The organism is Fischerella thermalis PCC 7521 (genome assembly GCF_000317225.1).
Lineage (GTDB): Bacteria > Cyanobacteriota > Cyanobacteriia > Cyanobacteriales > Nostocaceae > Fischerella > Fischerella thermalis.
Window position 1 is genome coordinate 1 of sequence record NZ_AJLL01000084.1, and the last position, 17662, is coordinate 17662.

Genomic DNA, 17662 nt, shown 5'->3' on the forward strand with positions numbered 1-17662 from the left:
TTGGATGGGGTGGTGTTTGCCAAAAACCTGTTTCTTGTTGCTGGGTTGGTTCCTCGGTCGGAGGGTATGGTGTTGTTTGGATGACTGTTGGAGGAGATTGCTGCGAGAATCGTTGTGTAGTTTTTTCTAGTTCTGCACGTATGAGTTCTCCACGCAGGCGACTTACTAACTCTGCTAAAATTTCTTCCCCTTGCTGTTGTTGCACTGACATCTGGGACAACTGTTGAGAAAGATTATTTTGATAGTTCTTTACTTCCTGCTGGAGAGTGTTAAAAGCAATAGTGAGGGTATCATCTAAAGAGCCTAGCAGATGATTGACAATGGCGTTGCTTTTGTCATTGTTTTCATTGCCTTTCTCTGTAGCTTGTTTGGCTAAAGTTTCTAAAGAAGATTGCAGTTGGGAGGATATGTGACTCGCTAATATATTGGCTAGCTGACGCAACAGCACTTGTAATTCGCTTAATTGCCTACCTTGTAGTAGTTCTTCTTTTTCTTCTTGCAAACGTTTGATATCGTCAGCTAAGCGGAGTCTTTCCGTTTGTAAACGCTTGATATCTTCTTGTAAAGACTTGAGCAAAGTCCGCTGGATAATTTGCAATTCCTCGGTGACAGCTCGTAGAGCGGTATCTGCTTCTGTGAATTGATCCCCTGCTCGTGAGTTTTCTGATCGCTTCTCATATCGCCCCATTAGTTTGTTACCTCTGACCTAAGGTTCCAGTCTTAATTGCCGAATTTTGATATAGCTTCAGGCTTTGTATAATTTTTGATAAATTTTCAGTTTCAATCAATCATTATCTGGTATTATTTGTTTCTGAATAAAAATCTTACAGAGATTTATGTGGTCGAAATAAAAATTAAATAAATTCTTTTGGTAATTAGAGTTTCCTAGAAATACATTTACCATGTAAGAATGTAAATTTAATGACAGTTTGCCTACAAATATCAAGATTAATTTTGAAGTATTTTGTGGAAATTAAAAGTTTTGCGATCGCCCGTAAAGCATTTTAACAGTTATCAGCTATCAGATATCAGTTTTATCACTTGAGTAAGGCTCCCCTCAGCAACCACTACCCACCCTAGTTCTTTCCTATTGCCTGTTCGCTGCTATAGAATCCGGGCAATGCTAAAGATTACAGCGCTAAGTCCTGCACTGACGGGGACTGTGACTAGCCAAGCGGTGGCGATTCCTTGGAGAGTCTTAAATTGAACAGATTTAGGGTTCTGTACCAGTCCTACACCAACTACACCACCCACGAGTGCGTGAGAAGTAGAAACAGGTAGCCCCAAACGAGAAGCAAGCAAAATTGTGCTAGCAGTGGCAAGTTCAGCACAAAATCCACTACTCGGTTGTAAAGAAATAATACTTTCGCCAATAGTGGCAATAACTTTTTTACCCCAAATTGCTAAACCAGCAACAATACCAGCACCACCAAGCACTAAAATCCAGATGGGAATAGCGATCCCGCCTATGGGTACTGTACCAGTGTTATGAATATAGACGATCGCCGCCAAAGGAGCGATCGCATTACCGACATCATTAGAACCATGAGCAAAAGCCACAAAACAAGCACTCAGTAACTGGAATTTGGCGAATAGACGTTCAACTGTTGGTAGTTGGTTGTTAACCATTTCCCCCTGTCCCCCGTGTCCCTCACTCCTCCTCTCCAATTCCCGCCAGCTATACAAACTCAACCCAACTGCGGCAATTCCTCCCACACATAACGAAATATCATGAGTGGGTATTTTGACACCAACTTCCTCAATCAAAAAATTTGCCAGTGGTTGAGTAACTGATGGTAAAACTATCACACCAAAAATCCCTAGTAACATTGCACTTAACCAGGGAATCCACTCATTCATTTGTAATAATTGATGCGGTTGTGTTAAAATCCAGCGCTTGATCTGACCGTAAAACAAACCAGCGATCGCACCACTGATTACTGGTGTCACAATCCAACCGAGAGTGATTTTACCAATCGATGACCAATCGATCGCATCTACTCCTAAAGCTACCCAGCTAAAGCCTGCGATCGCACCGACAACTGCATGAGAAGAAGATACAGGTAAACCTCGTGAAGTGGCAATTTGTAACCACAAACCGCAACTAATCAGCACCGTGATCATCCCGTTCATTAACATCTGCGGTGTACCAGCAAATAAGTTGGGATTAGCAATTTTTGTTGCAAGAGTTTCTGAGACTTCATGTCCAAACAATATCGCACCTGTAAATTCTAAGACACCAGCAATAATCAATGCCTGTTTCAGAGTTACAGCCTTGGAACCGACAGAAGTTCCCATTGCATTAGCAACGTCATTAGCACCAAGGTTAAAGGCGAGATAGAAAGCGAGGAGGATGACTATGAAGATCATGGGGAGGTGGGGAGGGGGGTAGTGGGGAGGGGGGTAGTGGAGAGGAGGGAGACACGGAAGAAATTCTTGCTTGTCTGACCTGTCCGACCTGTTCCCGATCCCCAAATATTAGGGATAAATCAAAATCTTGTATGTTTCCGGTGTTGGTGCGATCGCTTGCTCTACGGCTTGAGATAAATTTTGTAATGGATAGCGATCGCTAATTAATGCTTGTACATCAATGCGGCGATTAAAGACAATATCAGCCGAGAGGTTTTGCAGGCGGTAGGATGAACTGTAGCTACCCATCAAATCTATTTCTCGGCGGTAGAGAATATTGGGATTCAGAGGAATTTCTACTTCATCGGGAAATTCGGCGAAAAAGAGAATCTTACCGCCTTTGCGGGTACAGTCAAGGGCTTGGAAGAAAGCTTTTTCACTGGGAACAGCGAGTAAGGTGACATCCACGCCTAAACCATTAGTGAGTGCTTGAATTTTAGCTGGTAAATCAGCATCGCGGGCGTCAAAAGCTGCTTCTGCACCCACAACCAAAGCTTTTTCGATGCGGGAGGGAATGAGATCAGTAGCGATCGCTTTTGCCCCAAAATATTTTACCAACATCACAAACATTAACCCAATCGGCCCCGCACCAGTAATCAAAACTGTTTGTCCGGGAGCAATTTGGGCTTTTTTCACTGCTTTGAGACAGCAGTTAGTTGGTTCAACAAAGCTTGCTTCTTCAAAACTGATATTATCGGGGATGGGAATCAACCCACCATTGCGGACAATGTGACCAGGAACCTTGACATACTCAGCAAAGCCGCCACCACTGGGTGTAAATCCGGCTGTCGTGCAGATATTTTTATAGGTGTCACACATTGAAAAATTGTCATTCAGACAATAATCACAACGCATACAAGGGATGTGGTGCATCACCGCCACCCGTTGTCCGACTTGCCAATTTTTCACCTCTGCACCTACTGCTGCAATGGTTCCCGCAGTTTCATGTCCGAAAATGCGTGGTGGTTCATACAGGGGATAACGAATTTTTTTGATATCCGACTGACACAAACCTACTACCCGCACCTGTACCAACACCTCATCCGGTTGCAGTTCGGGTACAGGGATCTCTTCGTAGGAAAGTTGATTGACGCCTCTAAATACCTGTGCTTTCACGTTGATATTTCACCGCTCAACGATATTAGATTTAACACTAGGGGCGTGATTTGGGCTATGAATTTTGAAATTTTTGTACACTAGCTTGTGCTAGTTCTATTTCCAGGTTTTGGTCAAAGATTTGAAATGCTTTAATCTCATCCGAAAGCGTTGCTGAATCAAAATATGAATTTACAATTTACCGGTGTGACCAGACGTAGCAATGCTACGTCTCTACAAAATGTAGACAAACACAATTCATGACTAAATTCAGCAACGCCCATCCGAAGAGAGATTTCCCTTGACTAGACCATTACTCTGCGCCTACTCCGCGCTCCTCTGCGTTTAAAAAATACTTAAATCAGCAATAATATGCTCTCGTGGTTGTTTTTTATCGACCATTTTACTGGTGTTTAATTTTACTTTTTTGCATCATATCAAATTGTCGAAAAACCAGCGAGGTTAACAGATGGTGAATCAGACATATACAGCTGATGTCTTAGTAGTCGGTGGCGGAACAGGCGGAACTGCTGCTGCTATTCAAGCAGCGCGACGGGGAGCAAAAACTATCCTGGTCAGCGAATTTTCTTGGCTGGGAGGAATGCTGACATCTGCGGGTGTGTCTGCACCGGACGGTAATGAATTAGAAGCCTTTCAAACAGGGTTATGGGGTGCATTTTTACAAGAATTGCAGCAGCGACAAGCAGGAGGATTAGATAATAGCTGGGTCAGCTTTTTTAGTTATGATCCACGTGTAGGGGCGGAGATTTTTGCAGATTGGGTGCGGGAATTACCAAATCTGCTTTGGATTTCTGGATACGTGCCTTTGGAGGTTTTCCAGGAAGGAGATTGTATAACTGGCGTTAGGTTTGCAGATTTTACTATTAAAGCCCAGGTGACTCTCGACGCCACAGAATTAGGAGATTTACTGGCTTTAGCAGATACATCTTATCGCTGGGGTTGGGAATTGCAGTCGGAGTTTGGAGAAATTAGCGCCCCAGCGGATTTTAATTATCTCACAGAAAAATATCCTGTGCAAGCCCCAACCTGGGTAGTGGTGATGCAAGATTACGGTGAAACTGTTGCCCCAGAAATTCCGCCTGCGCCAAACTATGATCCATCACTGTTTGCTGATGCTTGGGATGACTATGGTGCTGAGAATTTTTTGAACTACGGACGCTTACCAGGAAACAGGTTCATGATCAATTGGCCGATTCACGGTAATGATTATGGTGAAGGTGTGGGGCGATTAATTGAATCAGAATCAGCAAGGCGAAATTTTCAAAGAGAATCCCTTTGGCATAGTCAGAATTTTGCCTATTTTATTCAAGATCAGTTTGGTCGTCGCTACGGCTTAGCAAATGGTATCTTTCCCCAAATCCAAAATCAAACAGGTGCTTGTGCACTACATCCCTACTACCGAGAGAGTCGTCGTCTAGTAGGGCTAACTACTATTAGAGAACAGGATATTTTGCCAGTAGCAGGGGGTAGTGTAGCAGCATTAAATATAGATGCGATCGCAATTGGCAACTACGCCAACGATCATCATTATCCTGGTGTCAAGTTCGACTTACAACCAAAATCCATCCGTTGGGGAGGGCGCTGGACGGGAACTCCCTTCACTATTCCTTATCGTTGTCTAATTCCGGTAGAGACAGATGGTTTATTGGTGTGTGAAAAGAATATTTCTGTGTCTCATATCGCCAATGGCGCAACTAGATTGCAACCTGTTGTTATGGGTATTGGTCAAGCAGCGGGTATGGCTGCTGCGATTTGCGTAGAGTTGAATTGCCAGCCCAGAGATTTACCTGTTAGAGTCCTACAAACAGCTTTACTACTAGATAAAATAGCACCTGCGGCTGTGATTCCGTTATTCAACCTTTCACCCACCAATACAAATTGGTTACACTGGCAACGCTATTACTTAGACCATCCAGAGGCCTATCCATGTAGTGGATATTGTCCTGTTGATTTTGATTATCAGTATTTTTACGACAGTATAAAAACTGGACAGGAACAACATTTTAACTGGTTTAAAGGTATTTTTCACCGTTTAGATCAGCAAGATTACAGATTCACGATCATGATCCCAGCTTCATACAAAGACCAAATTTGGCAGCTTGTGACCTTGCGATCGCACATCAACGAGCAGCTACAAAGTTTGTCCCATGGACAAAAAATCAACATTTGGGGTCGTCTCAATCACGCTGGTCATTGGTTACTAGTAGAAAATACTCATTGCTGAAGAAAATATTTTTTCTGTTAAAAACAATACTTTTTTTACTAAATTGTCCGGAAGCAGTAAAAGAAACTCAGTATCAGTGAAATGAAGAGTTTTAAAATAGACACTTGTTATGCGTGCTGCCATTTCACTTTTGGTTACAGGTCTGTTACTGAGTAGCTTAGCTGCGAACAGCCAAACAGTTACCAATTCCCTATCCAATATGTTGCAATCTCACTTTAGTTCCGACCTGTTAATCTCGGCAAAATCTAAACAGCCAAAATCACCTTATCGGGGTAGTGGACGCGATCGAGACAGAGAAAGAGTGTCTTATCTCTTACTGTCTTCAAAAGCCAATCCTCCCAAAAACCGTCCCGTGAAGGGCGGTTCACGTAGAGATTTAATGGAACATTCTGGTAATAAGCATGTTGTTGCCTAACAACCACAAACTAAGAATAATTTTTTAGGCTGGTAGTTTTGTTGGTAGCAAGGAATTCAGATTACACCCAAACAAGATGTTTTACTTAAACATCTGTTACACACCTTCTATAGCAAGTATATAACAATTGAGACACAAAAAAATCAGGTAATTGCTCTGTATCCATTCTGTTATCTCCGTGTAAATAAAGGGCTTCCACCCTTGCGAACAGAAGGCAAAATCAACCAAATCCATACTGCAAACAGCATTACTCCTCAAAGCAAGTAAACATATCCCGATCGCAAACCTCAAATAATCAGGAAAAGGGTGTCACTTCGTCTACCAGTTCCGCGCCAGCACATCTGTTTCAGATACATGTAGATCATTAGGGAAACAAGTAAAAAAGCAACTCCCTGATATCCTACTCAGGCTTTTATATGTGTTGAGCTACTGGTATCTTGCATCGGGAAACTAGAATTTTGTTGAGGTTACAAACAACATTGCTATTACCGAATTAAAGAAATAAGGGTGTAGGGAAAAGAAAACAACTATTTCTCCCCCTTACACCCCCACACCTTTTCACCCGCCCCAAAGGGGCTAGATTAAACTGGCTTGTGAGCAATCAAATATTTACTCATGAAATGAACTTGCACTTTAACATTCTCAAAACCCGCTTTTTCTAAACGCTCTACTAAATCATCAGTCATGTAATGTTTATAGTAGGGTTCATGGTAAATCTCGTGGAAGTTCTCCATCAGAGGTTCCATTTCTGGGGAATCGCTCATTTGAATAGAGTCACAAATTATGAATACTCCTCCTGGTTTTGTTACCCGATAGCATTGTTCAATGACTCGCTGGCGTACTCCTGCGGGTAACTCGTGAAAAAGAAACACAGAAGTCACTGCATGAAAATAATTATCCAGATAGGGTAATTCTTCAGCATTTGCTTGCAATAGCTGTGGTAACTCTCCTGGGATTTGGCTTAACAATTCATTTGCCTTTCGCAAATAAGCTGGTGACAAATCCGTACCAAACAGGGATGCTTGCGGTAAAGCTGCACGAATCATCTTCAAAGTTCGACCCGTTCCACAAGCTACATCTAAAATACGTACTTGCTGGGTTGATGTATCAGCAAAAAATTTTAGTCCTTCTTTGAGGGGTGCAAGAATTCGCCGTCGCATTGGATCGGCTGTACCGCCGAACAGAATTTCTACCTGCAAATCGTAGAGATTGGCTGACAAGTCACTCAAGTAGCCATCAGTCTGGTGATGGAAATTCTGTACATAGTAACTGGGATAAGCAGAAGTTTCCACATTTGGGGGAAAGTCTTGATACCTCTTCTGCTTAGCCCGCTCCCACATTTGGAATAAATCTAGGCATACTACTGGATAGTATTGGAAAAAGTCTTGCCAAGGATTATCAAATAGCAAGCTCGTAGGATAGACACCCCGCTCTGCATCTTGCCAATCAATTTCCAGTAAATTATCCAGTCTTTGTTGAAGTTTAGGTAAAACTTCAGTTGGAATGGGTTTGGTTTGTTGCTCCACAGGAGAAATGAAATTCAACAACCGTGTGCTCAATGTTTTATGAGCCAAACCAAAGTAGTTTTTGCCTTGCTGAAAAGTTTGATAAGTCAGCTTCGTTAATGTGTCGGACATGTGAATGGCTAGGCTTTTATTTATTTTTATTTATGTAACTTAAATAATTGTAACTATGAATTCATTAATCTTGGGAATGATCTATTCACCAGAATTTTTCTCATTAACCGTGGGCAAAGATTCACGGGCAACGAAAATGAAGCAACAGTAATAAAATTTTTCCTCTTGCCCTTAGCAGTCGCTCAAATATTAAGTTTTGTAAAAGTGTATCATTCTGTAACTTAATATACAGAATTTTTCTGTTATCTTATTAATGGAGACAAACAAATCAATCAAATAAAACTACAGGGAGGACTCTGGTATGTCTACCCAAGACAAAGCTCGTGCTTTAATGGTGCGTCATTATCAGCTGATCAAAAATCGGCAACAATCGATGCTAGAACGTACAGGGGAAGAATTGGGTCTTCCTGGAGAAGTGTCTCACTATTGGAACCCGACTCAAGGAAAAATAGACCCCAATGCTCGTATGACTTATGACCGCAGTAATGCTGCGATGAGTTAAATAATTGTTGGTAGTTGGTGGTTAGTAGTTAGTGGTGAGTCAGCGCGCACTTATAGGGCGTTTCCCTCATGTAGACGCCCAAACTCCCCCCGGCTTAGTGTGGGGTACGACTGACAAAAACGAAGGGTTGGTAAAGACTAATGAACAAAAACCAACAAATAGCTATTAAAAATAAAAAAAGCCACCAAATAAAGGTGGCTAAATTAATGCTCTCAAATAGCTAAGTTTGGTTAAATAGAAAATCATTAGATAGGTAGTTAACAGCAGATGAGCAACCGATACCCACTAACTACTAACTACTAACTACTAACCCTTTCAAATTAGCAATCATAGTAAAGAGCAAATTCGTAAGGATGAGGACGTAGACGCATTGGGTTAACTTCATTGTCCAGCTTGTAAGAAATCCAGGTTTCAATGAAGTCTTCGGTGAATACACCAGGTTCGGTCAAGAAAGCATGATCTTTCTCTAGTGCTTCCAATGCTAATTCTAAAGAACCAGGAGTGGAGGGAACTTTTGCCAGTTCTTCTGGGGAAAGTTCATAAATGTTCTTATCCAGAGGTTCACCAGGATCAATTTTGTTCTTGATTCCATCTAAACCGGCACACAGCATGGCAGCAAATGCCAAGTAGGGGTTAGAAGTCGCATCAGGACAACGGAACTCTAAGCGCTTGGCTTTGGGGTTAGTACCAGACAGAGGAATGCGAATAGAAGCAGAACGATTACCTTGGGAGTAAGCCAAGTTAACTGGTGCTTCATAACCGGGTACTAGGCGCTTGTAGGAGTTAGTGGTGGGGTTTGTAATAGCCAACAGTGCTGGCGCGTGTTTGAGAATGCCACCAATGTAATGTAACGCTGTTTCACTCAAACCAGCGTATTTGTCACCTGCGAACAGGGGTTGACCGTCTTTCCAAATAGACTGGTGGGTGTGCATCCCAGAACCATTGTCTTGGAAAACAGGCTTAGGCATGAAGGTGACAGTTTTACCGTATTTCCTGGCTACATTCTTGATGACGTATTTGTAAGTCATCAGCCAGTCGGCAGCTTCAATTAACTTACCAAAGCGGAAACCAAGTTCGCACTGACCGCCAGTAGCGACTTCGTGGTGCTGCTTTTCAATAGGCACGCCGCATTTTGCCATTGTCAGCAGCATTTCTGTACGAATATCTTGGAAGGTATCGGTGGGAGGTACTGGGAAGTAACCCTCTTTGTAGCGGGGTTTGTAACCCAGGTTGGGACCTTCTGATTTACCGGAATTCCAACGACCTTCTATTGAATCTACGTGGTAATAGCCTTCGTGGGAGTTTTGGTCAAAGCGGACATCATCAAAGATGAAGAACTCAGCTTCTGGACCAAAGAAGGCTGTATCGCCAACACCGGAGGAAACCAGATAATCTACTGCTTTCTGGGCAATCACACGAGGACAACGACTGTACCATTCGCCCGTACGGGGTTCCTTAATACTACAAATGATGCTAAGAGTCGGTTCTTTCATGAATGGATCGATCCAGGCAGTGTTTGGATCGAGGACCATTGCCATGTCTGATTCGTTAATAGCTTTCCAACCCCGGATACTGGAACCATCGAAGGGTACGCCGTCTGTGAAGCTACTTTCATCGATTTGGTTGTGAAACACTGTCAGGTGCTGCCATATCCCTGGCATATCGATGAATTTCAGATCGATCATCTGAATGTTGTTGTCCCGAATCATCTTCAGGACGTCTTGTGGGGTTGTCATGGTTACTCCTTCTCCGCCAATTTAGTACAGTAAACCACAATGTTAATGCACGCTGACCTTGCTTGATGAACCCAAATCCTTAAAGACACCTGGAATATCCTAAGGATATAAAATTGAGATATTTTGTATTTTTTGTTACAGAATATCATGTTTGTAGGTTATGTTCACTTTTGCCTAACAAACTCTACAAAACTTGACAGTTCATCTCACGAGGTCAACTTTGGCATAGAATCCTTTAAGTAGCGCATACATTGTTTTTGTGCTTGAGCTTCTTTTAATATTCATTGGCACAAAAATTAGCCGCTTGCAAAAGCAGTCAAATAAATATCAAACCATAAATAGCAATGATTGGGAGATAAAAGAATGCGGGATGCAGTCACAAGTTTAATTAAGAATTATGACGTTGCTGGGCGGTATTTTGACCGGAATGCGATCGACAGTCTCAAGTCCTATTTTGAAAGTGGGACAGCACGAGTACAAGCCGCAGGAGCTATTAATGCAAATGCGGCAGCAATTGTCAAGCAGGCTGGCTCGCAATTATTTGATGAACAGCCAGAGTTGATTCGTCCTGGCGGTAATGCTTACACTACCCGACGGTATGCGGCTTGTCTGCGGGATATGGATTACTACCTGCGCTATGCTACTTATGCGATCGTTGCTGGCAGTATGGATGTACTGGATGAGCGCGTGCTGCAAGGTTTGCGGGAAACTTATAATTCTTTGGGTGTTCCCATTGGGCCTACAGTTCGTGGTATCCAAATTATGAAGGATATTGTCAAGCAGCAATTGGCAGAAGCTGGTGTTAGTGGTGCTAGCTTTGTAGATGAGCCGTTTGACTACATGACCAGGGAGTTAAGCGAGAAGGATATTTAATGTAATTCAGCATCAGACAGAAGGCAAGAGACAGGAAATTGTAATGCTTAGACAATATGTTTTTTGTCTGGTTTTTACTGTCTAGCTATTTCTGCTACGTTGCAATAACCAATTCCACATATAAAAAGCTGTAAGTATCGCACTTTGCCTTTATTGGCAAGGTGCGTTTACTTTTTTTAATACTGAAAATTAATTACTTCCCATTGGAAGAGTACTTAAAAAGCTTGTAAAATATATTACCGAGTAGATGATTGTTGGCAGTAGTTCCATGAGTATTAATGATTTAGAGTTTTTGCACGGTGCGGCTTTTCTTCGACTCCTCAGGTGAAAAATTAAAGAAAAGTAGCAGTTGTAAATAGGGTTAGAAAAAAGGTAAGAAATAAGGATTTAGAATTTTGGTTAAGCAACGATTAGATACTTTGTTAGTGGATTTGGGGTTGTGTGTGTCCCGTCAGCAAGCACAACGGCTAATTCAAGCAGGGGAAGTGACTGTTGATGGTAAGCTTGTTGATAAGCCGGGGACAGAGGTTGAGGTTGCTGCTGCGGTTAAGGTTAAGGAGCGATCGCGTTTTGTTTCTCGTGGGGGCGAAAAACTTGCCAAAGCGCTACAAGAGTTTGCTATCACTGTAGAAGGTCGTGTTTGTTTAGATGGTGGCATTTCTACAGGAGGTTTTACTGATTGTCTCCTGCAAGCTGGGGCAAAGTTAGTTTATGGTGTTGATGTTGGTTACGGACAAGTTGACTGGAAGTTACGTAATGACCCACGGGTTATTTTGAAAGAACGCACGAATTTACGCTATCTTACGCCTGATGAGTTGTATGGTGTATCCCCCTTAGCAGAAACGGGGGGGGATTATGCTGATTTGGTTGTAGTGGATGTTTCGTTTATTTCGCTAACGAAAGTTTTACCTGCTTTGTGGCGATTAACTCAACCTCAGCGTGAGGCGGTTTTGTTGGTGAAACCTCAATTTGAAGTCGGGAAAAGTCGTGTCGGTAAAAAAGGGGTGGTACGTGATCCCAAAGACCATGCTGATGCGATCGCTCAGGTGTTACAAGCCGCTGTAGAGTTGGGATGGTATTACAAAGGTCTAACTTGGTCGCCTGTAACTGGTCCGGCTGGAAATATTGAGTATCTTTTGTGGTTGGGAATGGATAGTGAGATAGCACCGCCAAATTTAGAAGCTATTCAGGAAGTTACAAAATCTGCTGTTGTTGATTTTAGAGAAAGCTAAATGTCATAAATACGACACTCAATTGCTTCTGGATGAATTTCACAGTAGCGTTCTAGGTCTGTTTTACGCTTTGTAATTTGTTGTTGGTGAGATTGCTCTGCTCTTAGTTTTTCAACTATTTCCCAGGCTAAAATACATTCATTTGAGTTAGTTCCTTCTTGGTTACAAATCGCACGAGCTTCATCAAGAGCTTGAAAGATATCTAAATTTTGTGATGTCATAGTTTACCTTTTTTTTACTGTACAATATGACTCAAAGTTTATTGCTTCTTGAGCCTTTATTTATAGCGTAGATAGACAAAATAAAAAAGTGCAGTGGTAATATTTTTCACTATATAAAATTTTATAAAACTGATTAGATTTAATAAATTTTTGGTGAATTTATAAACAAAAAATCTATTAAATCAAAGCGATTTTCGACAAGCATGAGGTACAAAACCTCACCCCGCCCTATCGGGTACCCCTCTCCTTGACAAGGAGAGGGGTACTCAAAGATCTTGAGTTGATTGAAAAACCGCCCCTGGAAAATTCAGTCCAAGAACGGATTTTAATCATCAAACTTTTTATTAGTCCTCCTGCCTTATTCATTTCTTCAACTTACTGATATTGGTGTACCGCTAGACAGAATCGGTGGAAAATTATGGGTATTGGGAGCGTGCATAGCTTGTAAGCCTAGATTGGCTCGATTGAGGATATCAGCATCTGTAGGAATTACTGCACCCCGACTATCTAAGATGGAGTGATTGAAGTTAAATCCGTTCAGGTTGAAGGCTACAGAACAAACACCCAGTGCAGCAAACCAAATACCTATCGTTGGCAAAGCAGCAAGCAGGAAATGAAAAACACGGGGATTTCGACTAGCAAAAGGTGGAATCAGCAGGCGACCTAAGAAACCATAGTGACTTGCTAAATAGCTGTAAGTCTTTTGCTGTTGACCAAATCGATACCCAGCATTAATTGATTCATTTTCGTCGGTACTGCGAATCAACGTTGAGGTAACTAACGAACCATGCAAGGCACTTAAAAGTGCGCCGCCAAAGACTCCAGCAACCCCCAACATGTGGAAGGGATGCATCAGAATATTGTGATTTGCTTGCACGGCCATCATAAAGTGGAATGTCCCTGCAATTCCCAGGGGTAGACCGTCAGCAAAGCTACCTTGACCAATGGGGTAAACTAGCAAAACAGCTGTTGCGGCGGCGGCATTTGCACAAAAGGCAACGGCAATCCAAGGACGCATCCCCAAACGATAGCTAAGTTCCCAAAGTCTTCCCAAGTAGCACCAAATACCAATTAAAAAGTGCAGCACTATCAATTGATAGGGACCACCGTTATAAAGCCATTCATCCAAGGAAGCAGCTTCCCAAATTGGATACAAATGCAAGCCAATCGCAGCAGAAGTTGGCACAACAGCGGCTGTAATCAAATTGTTACCATCCATCAAAGAACCTTTTATTGGCTCTCTAATACCTTCCATATCTACGCCAGGAGCAGCGATAAAAGCGAGAATGAAACAGATAGTAGCAGCTAGTAAAGTAGGAATCATCAGCACACCAAACCAGCCGATATAAATCCGGTTATTAGTGCTGGTAATCCACGCGCAAAATTGATCCCAGAGATTGGAAAAATCAAATTCTTTTCGACGTTGAACAATAGTCGTCATCGTTTATGCCTCCTCTAAAAAGAGAATGTGCATTAACTGTTGAAAATCAGTTAAACGCGCATGATTTCAGTTTTTTATGCAGTTAACTCTGTATATTTCGTAGTTGGAAAATCTGGTAGCAGTTAGTGTTTTAATTGTTGAGTTGAAGAGTTAATAAATCTCTTAAGGATCTCTATATATTCTAGAAAATATATCAGTAATGCTTACTAATGAGTTAAATATCTTTGCAATCTTTTGTGGATGTTTACTTAGCAGTGTGTTAAGCGCTTTGGTAGTTGTAGAATGGGCTATTACTTACTCTACGAAGGAAATATAAAGAAAATTGGAAATAATTATTGAATCTACCCAAAGTAGGAAGTTATTAGTTCATAAATTTTAGAAATTATATAAAAAGCTTAAAATTGGATTTACTGTTCAAAAATGTATTCTAAGGAGATAGAAGAATTTTTTCATACACAACTAGTTAAGTATGGTGTCGATTACCAAAGGGCTGCTCAAGTCGCTCATATTTTAGCGTCTGGAAAACCAGATGAACTGTTGAGTGAAAAAGAGATACAAATTGCCGAAGAAGTTTGTAGAGAGTGGTTAAGACAATACAAGCGCTACAAGCACTTGACTTCACTTTTAAGAGAACATAAGCGTTTATGATGCTTAAAGTTTAGTCATCTGCCATACCCAGATTGCGTTCCAATTCCTGCCGCAAACGATACAGAATTGTATTTGATTCTACCTCAGCCAAAATTTCTGTGATTACGGTGCTAGCACCTAGTTGTCCCCAGGTGCAACCTTTTTCTAGGTATACTTGGGCAGCTTTACCGACTGCATAGGCTCCATAACCTGCGATCCCTGCTTGAGCGATCGCACTCCCAGCAAAGGCTGTTATATTGCTAGGATTGTCACCACTAGCAATGGCTGCGGTACTTTTACCTAAGCCTAAAATCAAGCTGCTACCTAATTCCCCTAGTAATAAACCACCAGAACTGAATAAAATTGTTTTTAATAGTCTCCCGGCTTCGTAGCCAGTCATAGGCAAACCATACAACCTGGCTAAGGAACGAATTAAGGCTAAGTCGGCGACAGTTCCACCTAAGACATCTAAAAAAGCGATGGGATTTAACCCGACAGCAACAGCTTTATATTTGGTAAATTGCCAAATTAATGCTTCTGCTTCTTGTTGACGTACATCGATAGTTTTGAATGCGATCGCTTCTTCCGCGTCTCGCGCTTGGATAAGTGCATTTAAAGCAATTAGCGATCGCCCTTCCCGGTTGAGAATTTTCAGAAGAGTCTGTTTGAGTTCGTCTATTTGAGGGGGTGGTGTCTCCCATTCATAAGTTACCTTCCCATCTGGCCACTCAACCCGTACTTCTACAGGTGCTGGTTCCGCCGCAATCATGACAATTTCATCGGGTTGTAAGGGTTTGGCTTGGATACTACCTGCACCGAGTTGTTGTAAATTTTTGTAAATCTTTTCTCGGTCTGTATCTGGATACAAGTCTATTTTGTTAAACACGAGAATCAGCGGTTTTTGCGCCTGTCGTAATTCGCACAAAGCCTGATATTCGGTGCGAGTAATATCGCCAGCGACCACAAACAAAATTAAATCTGCTTGACGCGCCACATCTTTGGCCATTTGCGATCGCGCTTCTCCAGCAATTTCATCTAGCCCTGGTGTATCAATTAATTCCACCTGTGCTTTATCGCCAAGATTCCAACGTACAGAACGGGGATACTGAGTTACACCGTGTAGAGGCCCTGTTTGGAGAATTTTTTGTCCTAATAAGGCATTTAACACCGCCGACTTACCACGACTCACCAAACCAAAGGCGGCAATGACAATTATATTATGGTCTAGTTTGTTGAGGCTAGCAGTTAAAACTTCTAATTCTGGTTTTACCAAACCTGCTAATTTTGGGTTTGCGGATGCTTGTCCGGGTTTGCGGAGATTACTATACCAAGACAGGGCTTGTCTGATGCTAGCACGAGCGCGGTTGAGATGAGTTTCTTGTGGGTTTTTTGGCACTTGCTGAGGTTGAGTCAAGGCTATTCCAATTTTAGATTTTAGATTTTATATTGGGAAGTTAAGTTTACAGCTTACTTATTCATTTTCCCAAAAATACGTAGCTGGTAATCTATCTGTGTCCATCGCTGTTCACCCCCTCCCTGATTTCGCTTAGGGTTAGGGTGGGGTAAAACTATTTTTACAAGGGGTCTTATGATATTGCTTGGTGTTTGAGTGGTGATTGGTTGAAACACTAAGACTCTAAGACACAAAGTGAATGTGATCGCTATTTTGAGTTTCTGTAAAAGCGCGATCGCAGTAGTAAGTATTGCCCAAGTCTAAGAGATTCTCTAGATTGTTGTCAGGATCAATCTTGAAATTTCTGTTACAATCTGTGGTTGCTTCTTGCAAGTTTTCCTAAAAGCTTTATTTTTTCATGAAAAAGCAAATTAATCAATTTAGCCATCTTACAGCAATAGAAAGAGTTTATTTATCGGTTCCGACAAGTTTTTTATTAGAGAAAAATTTACTTCAAGGTAAAGTTCTGGATTTTGGTTGTGGCTTTGGCAATGATGTTAAGTTATTGCAACAAAAAGGATTTGATGTTACAGGGTATGACCCTTATTATTTTCCCCAATACCCGAAGGCAAAGTTTGACACTATAATTTGTGTTTATGTTTTAAATGTTTTATTTCCTGAAGAACAAGCAAACGTTCTTATGGAAGTATCATACCTATTGAAACCAGGAGGTAAAGCTTATTATGCTGTGAGAAGGGATATCAAAAGAGAAGGTTTTCGCGAACATTATGTTCATAAAAAACCTACCTATCAATGTATTGTTAAGCTTCCTTTTAAATCTATATTATTAGAAGAATCTTATGAAATATACGAGTATAGACATTATAATTTACAGAGAAATTCTTCTAATTATTGCTTATTTTGTAACCCAAATAAACATCTCACTATACTTACAGAATCAGCAACTGCCTATGCTATGTTTGATGGCTATCCTGTGAGTAAAGGTCATGTTTTAGTTATCCCTAAACGTCATGTAAGTAATTATTTTGAGCTACCTTTTAAAGAGCAATCTGCTTGTTGGCTGATGGTTAACAAAGTGCAAGAACTTCTCAGCCAAGAATTCGCACCTGATGGGTTTAATGTGGGGATGAACATCAATCGAGATGCAGGCCAAAATATGATGCACGCCAGTATTCATATTATTCCACGTTACAAAGGTGATACTGTCGGTGCTAAAGGTGGTATCAGAAATGTGATTCCGAAAAAAAATAATTTATAGTTTGCGATCGCTTTAGTAATATAGCCTAAAATAATAGACTAAAAGTAAGTCTAATTGAGCCTTGAAATAACAGACAGCATTATATGAACGTGAGTTCGATTAAGATTATCAGACTAAACAATTGAATCGCCCGCAAGTAAACTGCGCGCTAATAACCTAAGTCTACTAAAAGTAGACAATAAATAACCCCATCAATCAACTTTAAGTGGGTTTTTGCTATGAGCCGCGCAATTTATTACAGGGCGGGATGTTGGACTAATGAAATCTATCAAACTCACGTTAATTTAGCTGATTGTAGAATTACGATCGCTTGTATTTACCTAAACCAAAAATAGCGATCGCTTTTCTGATGGGTGTGAGTGCGATCGCACAATCTACACCAAACACACAGATTCCCGACTTCTGTTGAGAAGTCGGGAATCTTGTTTTTCGTCATACACAAAGTTACTAAGACAAATCAAACCTAGAGTTTCAGGTTCTAAACTCGAAGTTTTTCATTTCAAGCTCGGAATTTCAAGTTCTAATATCAAGTTCGCATAATTACTTATAATTCTCGT

The 17662-nt window shown here is 41.3% G+C and carries 15 protein-coding genes and 1 pseudogene; 7 read left to right on the forward strand and 9 right to left on the reverse strand.

Annotated features, from left to right (window positions below):
- The 3 genes and pseudogenes from UYK_RS0117910 to UYK_RS0117920 form a co-directional block, all read right to left on the reverse strand.
- A pseudogene (locus UYK_RS0117910) lies at positions 1–688 on the reverse strand (hypothetical protein); the annotation flags it as partial.
- Positions 689–1104: 416 nt separating this feature from the next.
- On the reverse strand, positions 1105–2370 hold the full coding sequence (locus UYK_RS0117915) for an inorganic phosphate transporter (RefSeq protein WP_009453745.1): 1266 nt from the start codon (positions 2368–2370) through the stop codon (positions 1105–1107).
- 108 nt (positions 2371–2478) lie between these two features.
- On the reverse strand, positions 2479–3525 hold the full coding sequence (locus UYK_RS0117920; RefSeq protein WP_009453746.1) for a zinc-dependent dehydrogenase: 1047 nt from the start codon (positions 3523–3525) through the stop codon (positions 2479–2481).
- A gap of 448 nt (positions 3526–3973) precedes the next feature.
- Here UYK_RS0117920 and UYK_RS0117925 point away from each other — a divergent pair, with 448 nt between their 5' ends.
- On the forward strand, positions 3974–5749 hold the full coding sequence (locus tag UYK_RS0117925) for an FAD-dependent oxidoreductase (protein WP_009453747.1): 1776 nt from the start codon (positions 3974–3976) through the stop codon (positions 5747–5749).
- Between the two features lie 109 nt (positions 5750–5858).
- Positions 5859–6164: a heterocyst-inhibiting protein PatX gene (patX, locus tag UYK_RS0117930; protein WP_009453748.1), complete on the forward strand. Its 306-nt coding sequence runs from the start codon at positions 5859–5861 to the stop codon at positions 6162–6164.
- A gap of 581 nt (positions 6165–6745) precedes the next feature.
- Here the strand turns inward: patX and UYK_RS0117935 are convergent.
- Positions 6746–7801 carry a class I SAM-dependent methyltransferase gene (locus tag UYK_RS0117935; protein WP_009453749.1) on the reverse strand — a complete coding sequence of 352 codons (1056 nt, stop codon included), beginning with the start codon at positions 7799–7801 and terminating at the stop codon, positions 6746–6748.
- Between the two features lie 301 nt (positions 7802–8102).
- Here UYK_RS0117935 and gifA point away from each other — a divergent pair, with 301 nt between their 5' ends.
- Complete coding sequence (gene gifA, locus UYK_RS0117940; protein WP_009453750.1) at positions 8103–8303, forward strand: glutamine synthetase inactivation factor IF7A; 201 nt, start codon at positions 8103–8105, stop codon at positions 8301–8303.
- Positions 8304–8623: 320 nt separating this feature from the next.
- On the opposite strand, the gene glnA is transcribed toward gifA, so the two are convergent.
- On the reverse strand, positions 8624–10039 hold the full coding sequence (gene glnA / locus UYK_RS0117945) for a type I glutamate--ammonia ligase (RefSeq protein WP_009453751.1): 1416 nt from the start codon (positions 10037–10039) through the stop codon (positions 8624–8626).
- A gap of 363 nt (positions 10040–10402) precedes the next feature.
- Between glnA and apcB the strand changes: the two genes are divergently transcribed.
- The gene (apcB, locus tag UYK_RS0117950) at positions 10403–10912 is read left to right on the forward strand and encodes an allophycocyanin subunit beta (protein ID WP_009453752.1); all 510 of its coding nucleotides are present in this window, start codon (positions 10403–10405) and stop codon (positions 10910–10912) included.
- 395 nt (positions 10913–11307) lie between these two features.
- The gene (locus tag UYK_RS0117955) at positions 11308–12144 is read left to right on the forward strand and encodes a TlyA family RNA methyltransferase (protein WP_009453753.1); all 837 of its coding nucleotides are present in this window, start codon (positions 11308–11310) and stop codon (positions 12142–12144) included.
- Here the strand turns inward: UYK_RS0117955 and UYK_RS0117960 are convergent.
- The gene (locus tag UYK_RS0117960) at positions 12141–12365 is read right to left on the reverse strand and encodes a Calvin cycle protein CP12 (protein WP_009453754.1); all 225 of its coding nucleotides are present in this window, start codon (positions 12363–12365) and stop codon (positions 12141–12143) included. The genes UYK_RS0117955 and UYK_RS0117960 overlap by 4 nt on opposite strands.
- A gap of 370 nt (positions 12366–12735) precedes the next feature.
- Complete coding sequence (locus UYK_RS0117965) at positions 12736–13806, reverse strand: photosynthetic reaction center family protein (RefSeq protein ID WP_009453755.1); 1071 nt, start codon at positions 13804–13806, stop codon at positions 12736–12738.
- A 420-nt stretch (positions 13807–14226) separates the two neighbouring features.
- Here UYK_RS0117965 and UYK_RS0117970 point away from each other — a divergent pair, with 420 nt between their 5' ends.
- Positions 14227–14454, forward strand: a complete 228-nt coding sequence (locus UYK_RS0117970) for a hypothetical protein (RefSeq protein ID WP_009453756.1) — start codon at positions 14227–14229, stop codon at positions 14452–14454.
- A 10-nt stretch (positions 14455–14464) separates the two neighbouring features.
- Here UYK_RS0117970 and UYK_RS0117975 read toward each other — a convergent pair whose 3' ends face one another.
- A complete protein-coding gene (locus UYK_RS0117975) occupies positions 14465–15847 on the reverse strand; it encodes a GTP-binding protein (RefSeq protein ID WP_009453757.1) in 1383 nt (460 codons plus the stop codon).
- A 222-nt stretch (positions 15848–16069) separates the two neighbouring features.
- Complete coding sequence (locus tag UYK_RS26305) at positions 16070–16219, reverse strand: hypothetical protein (RefSeq protein ID WP_016871874.1); 150 nt, start codon at positions 16217–16219, stop codon at positions 16070–16072.
- Positions 16220–16244: 25 nt separating this feature from the next.
- On the opposite strand from UYK_RS26305, the gene UYK_RS0117985 reads away from it, so the two are divergent.
- The gene (locus UYK_RS0117985) at positions 16245–17105 is read left to right on the forward strand and encodes an HIT family protein (protein ID WP_016871875.1); all 861 of its coding nucleotides are present in this window, start codon (positions 16245–16247) and stop codon (positions 17103–17105) included.
- Positions 17106–17662: the final 557 nt, after the last annotated feature.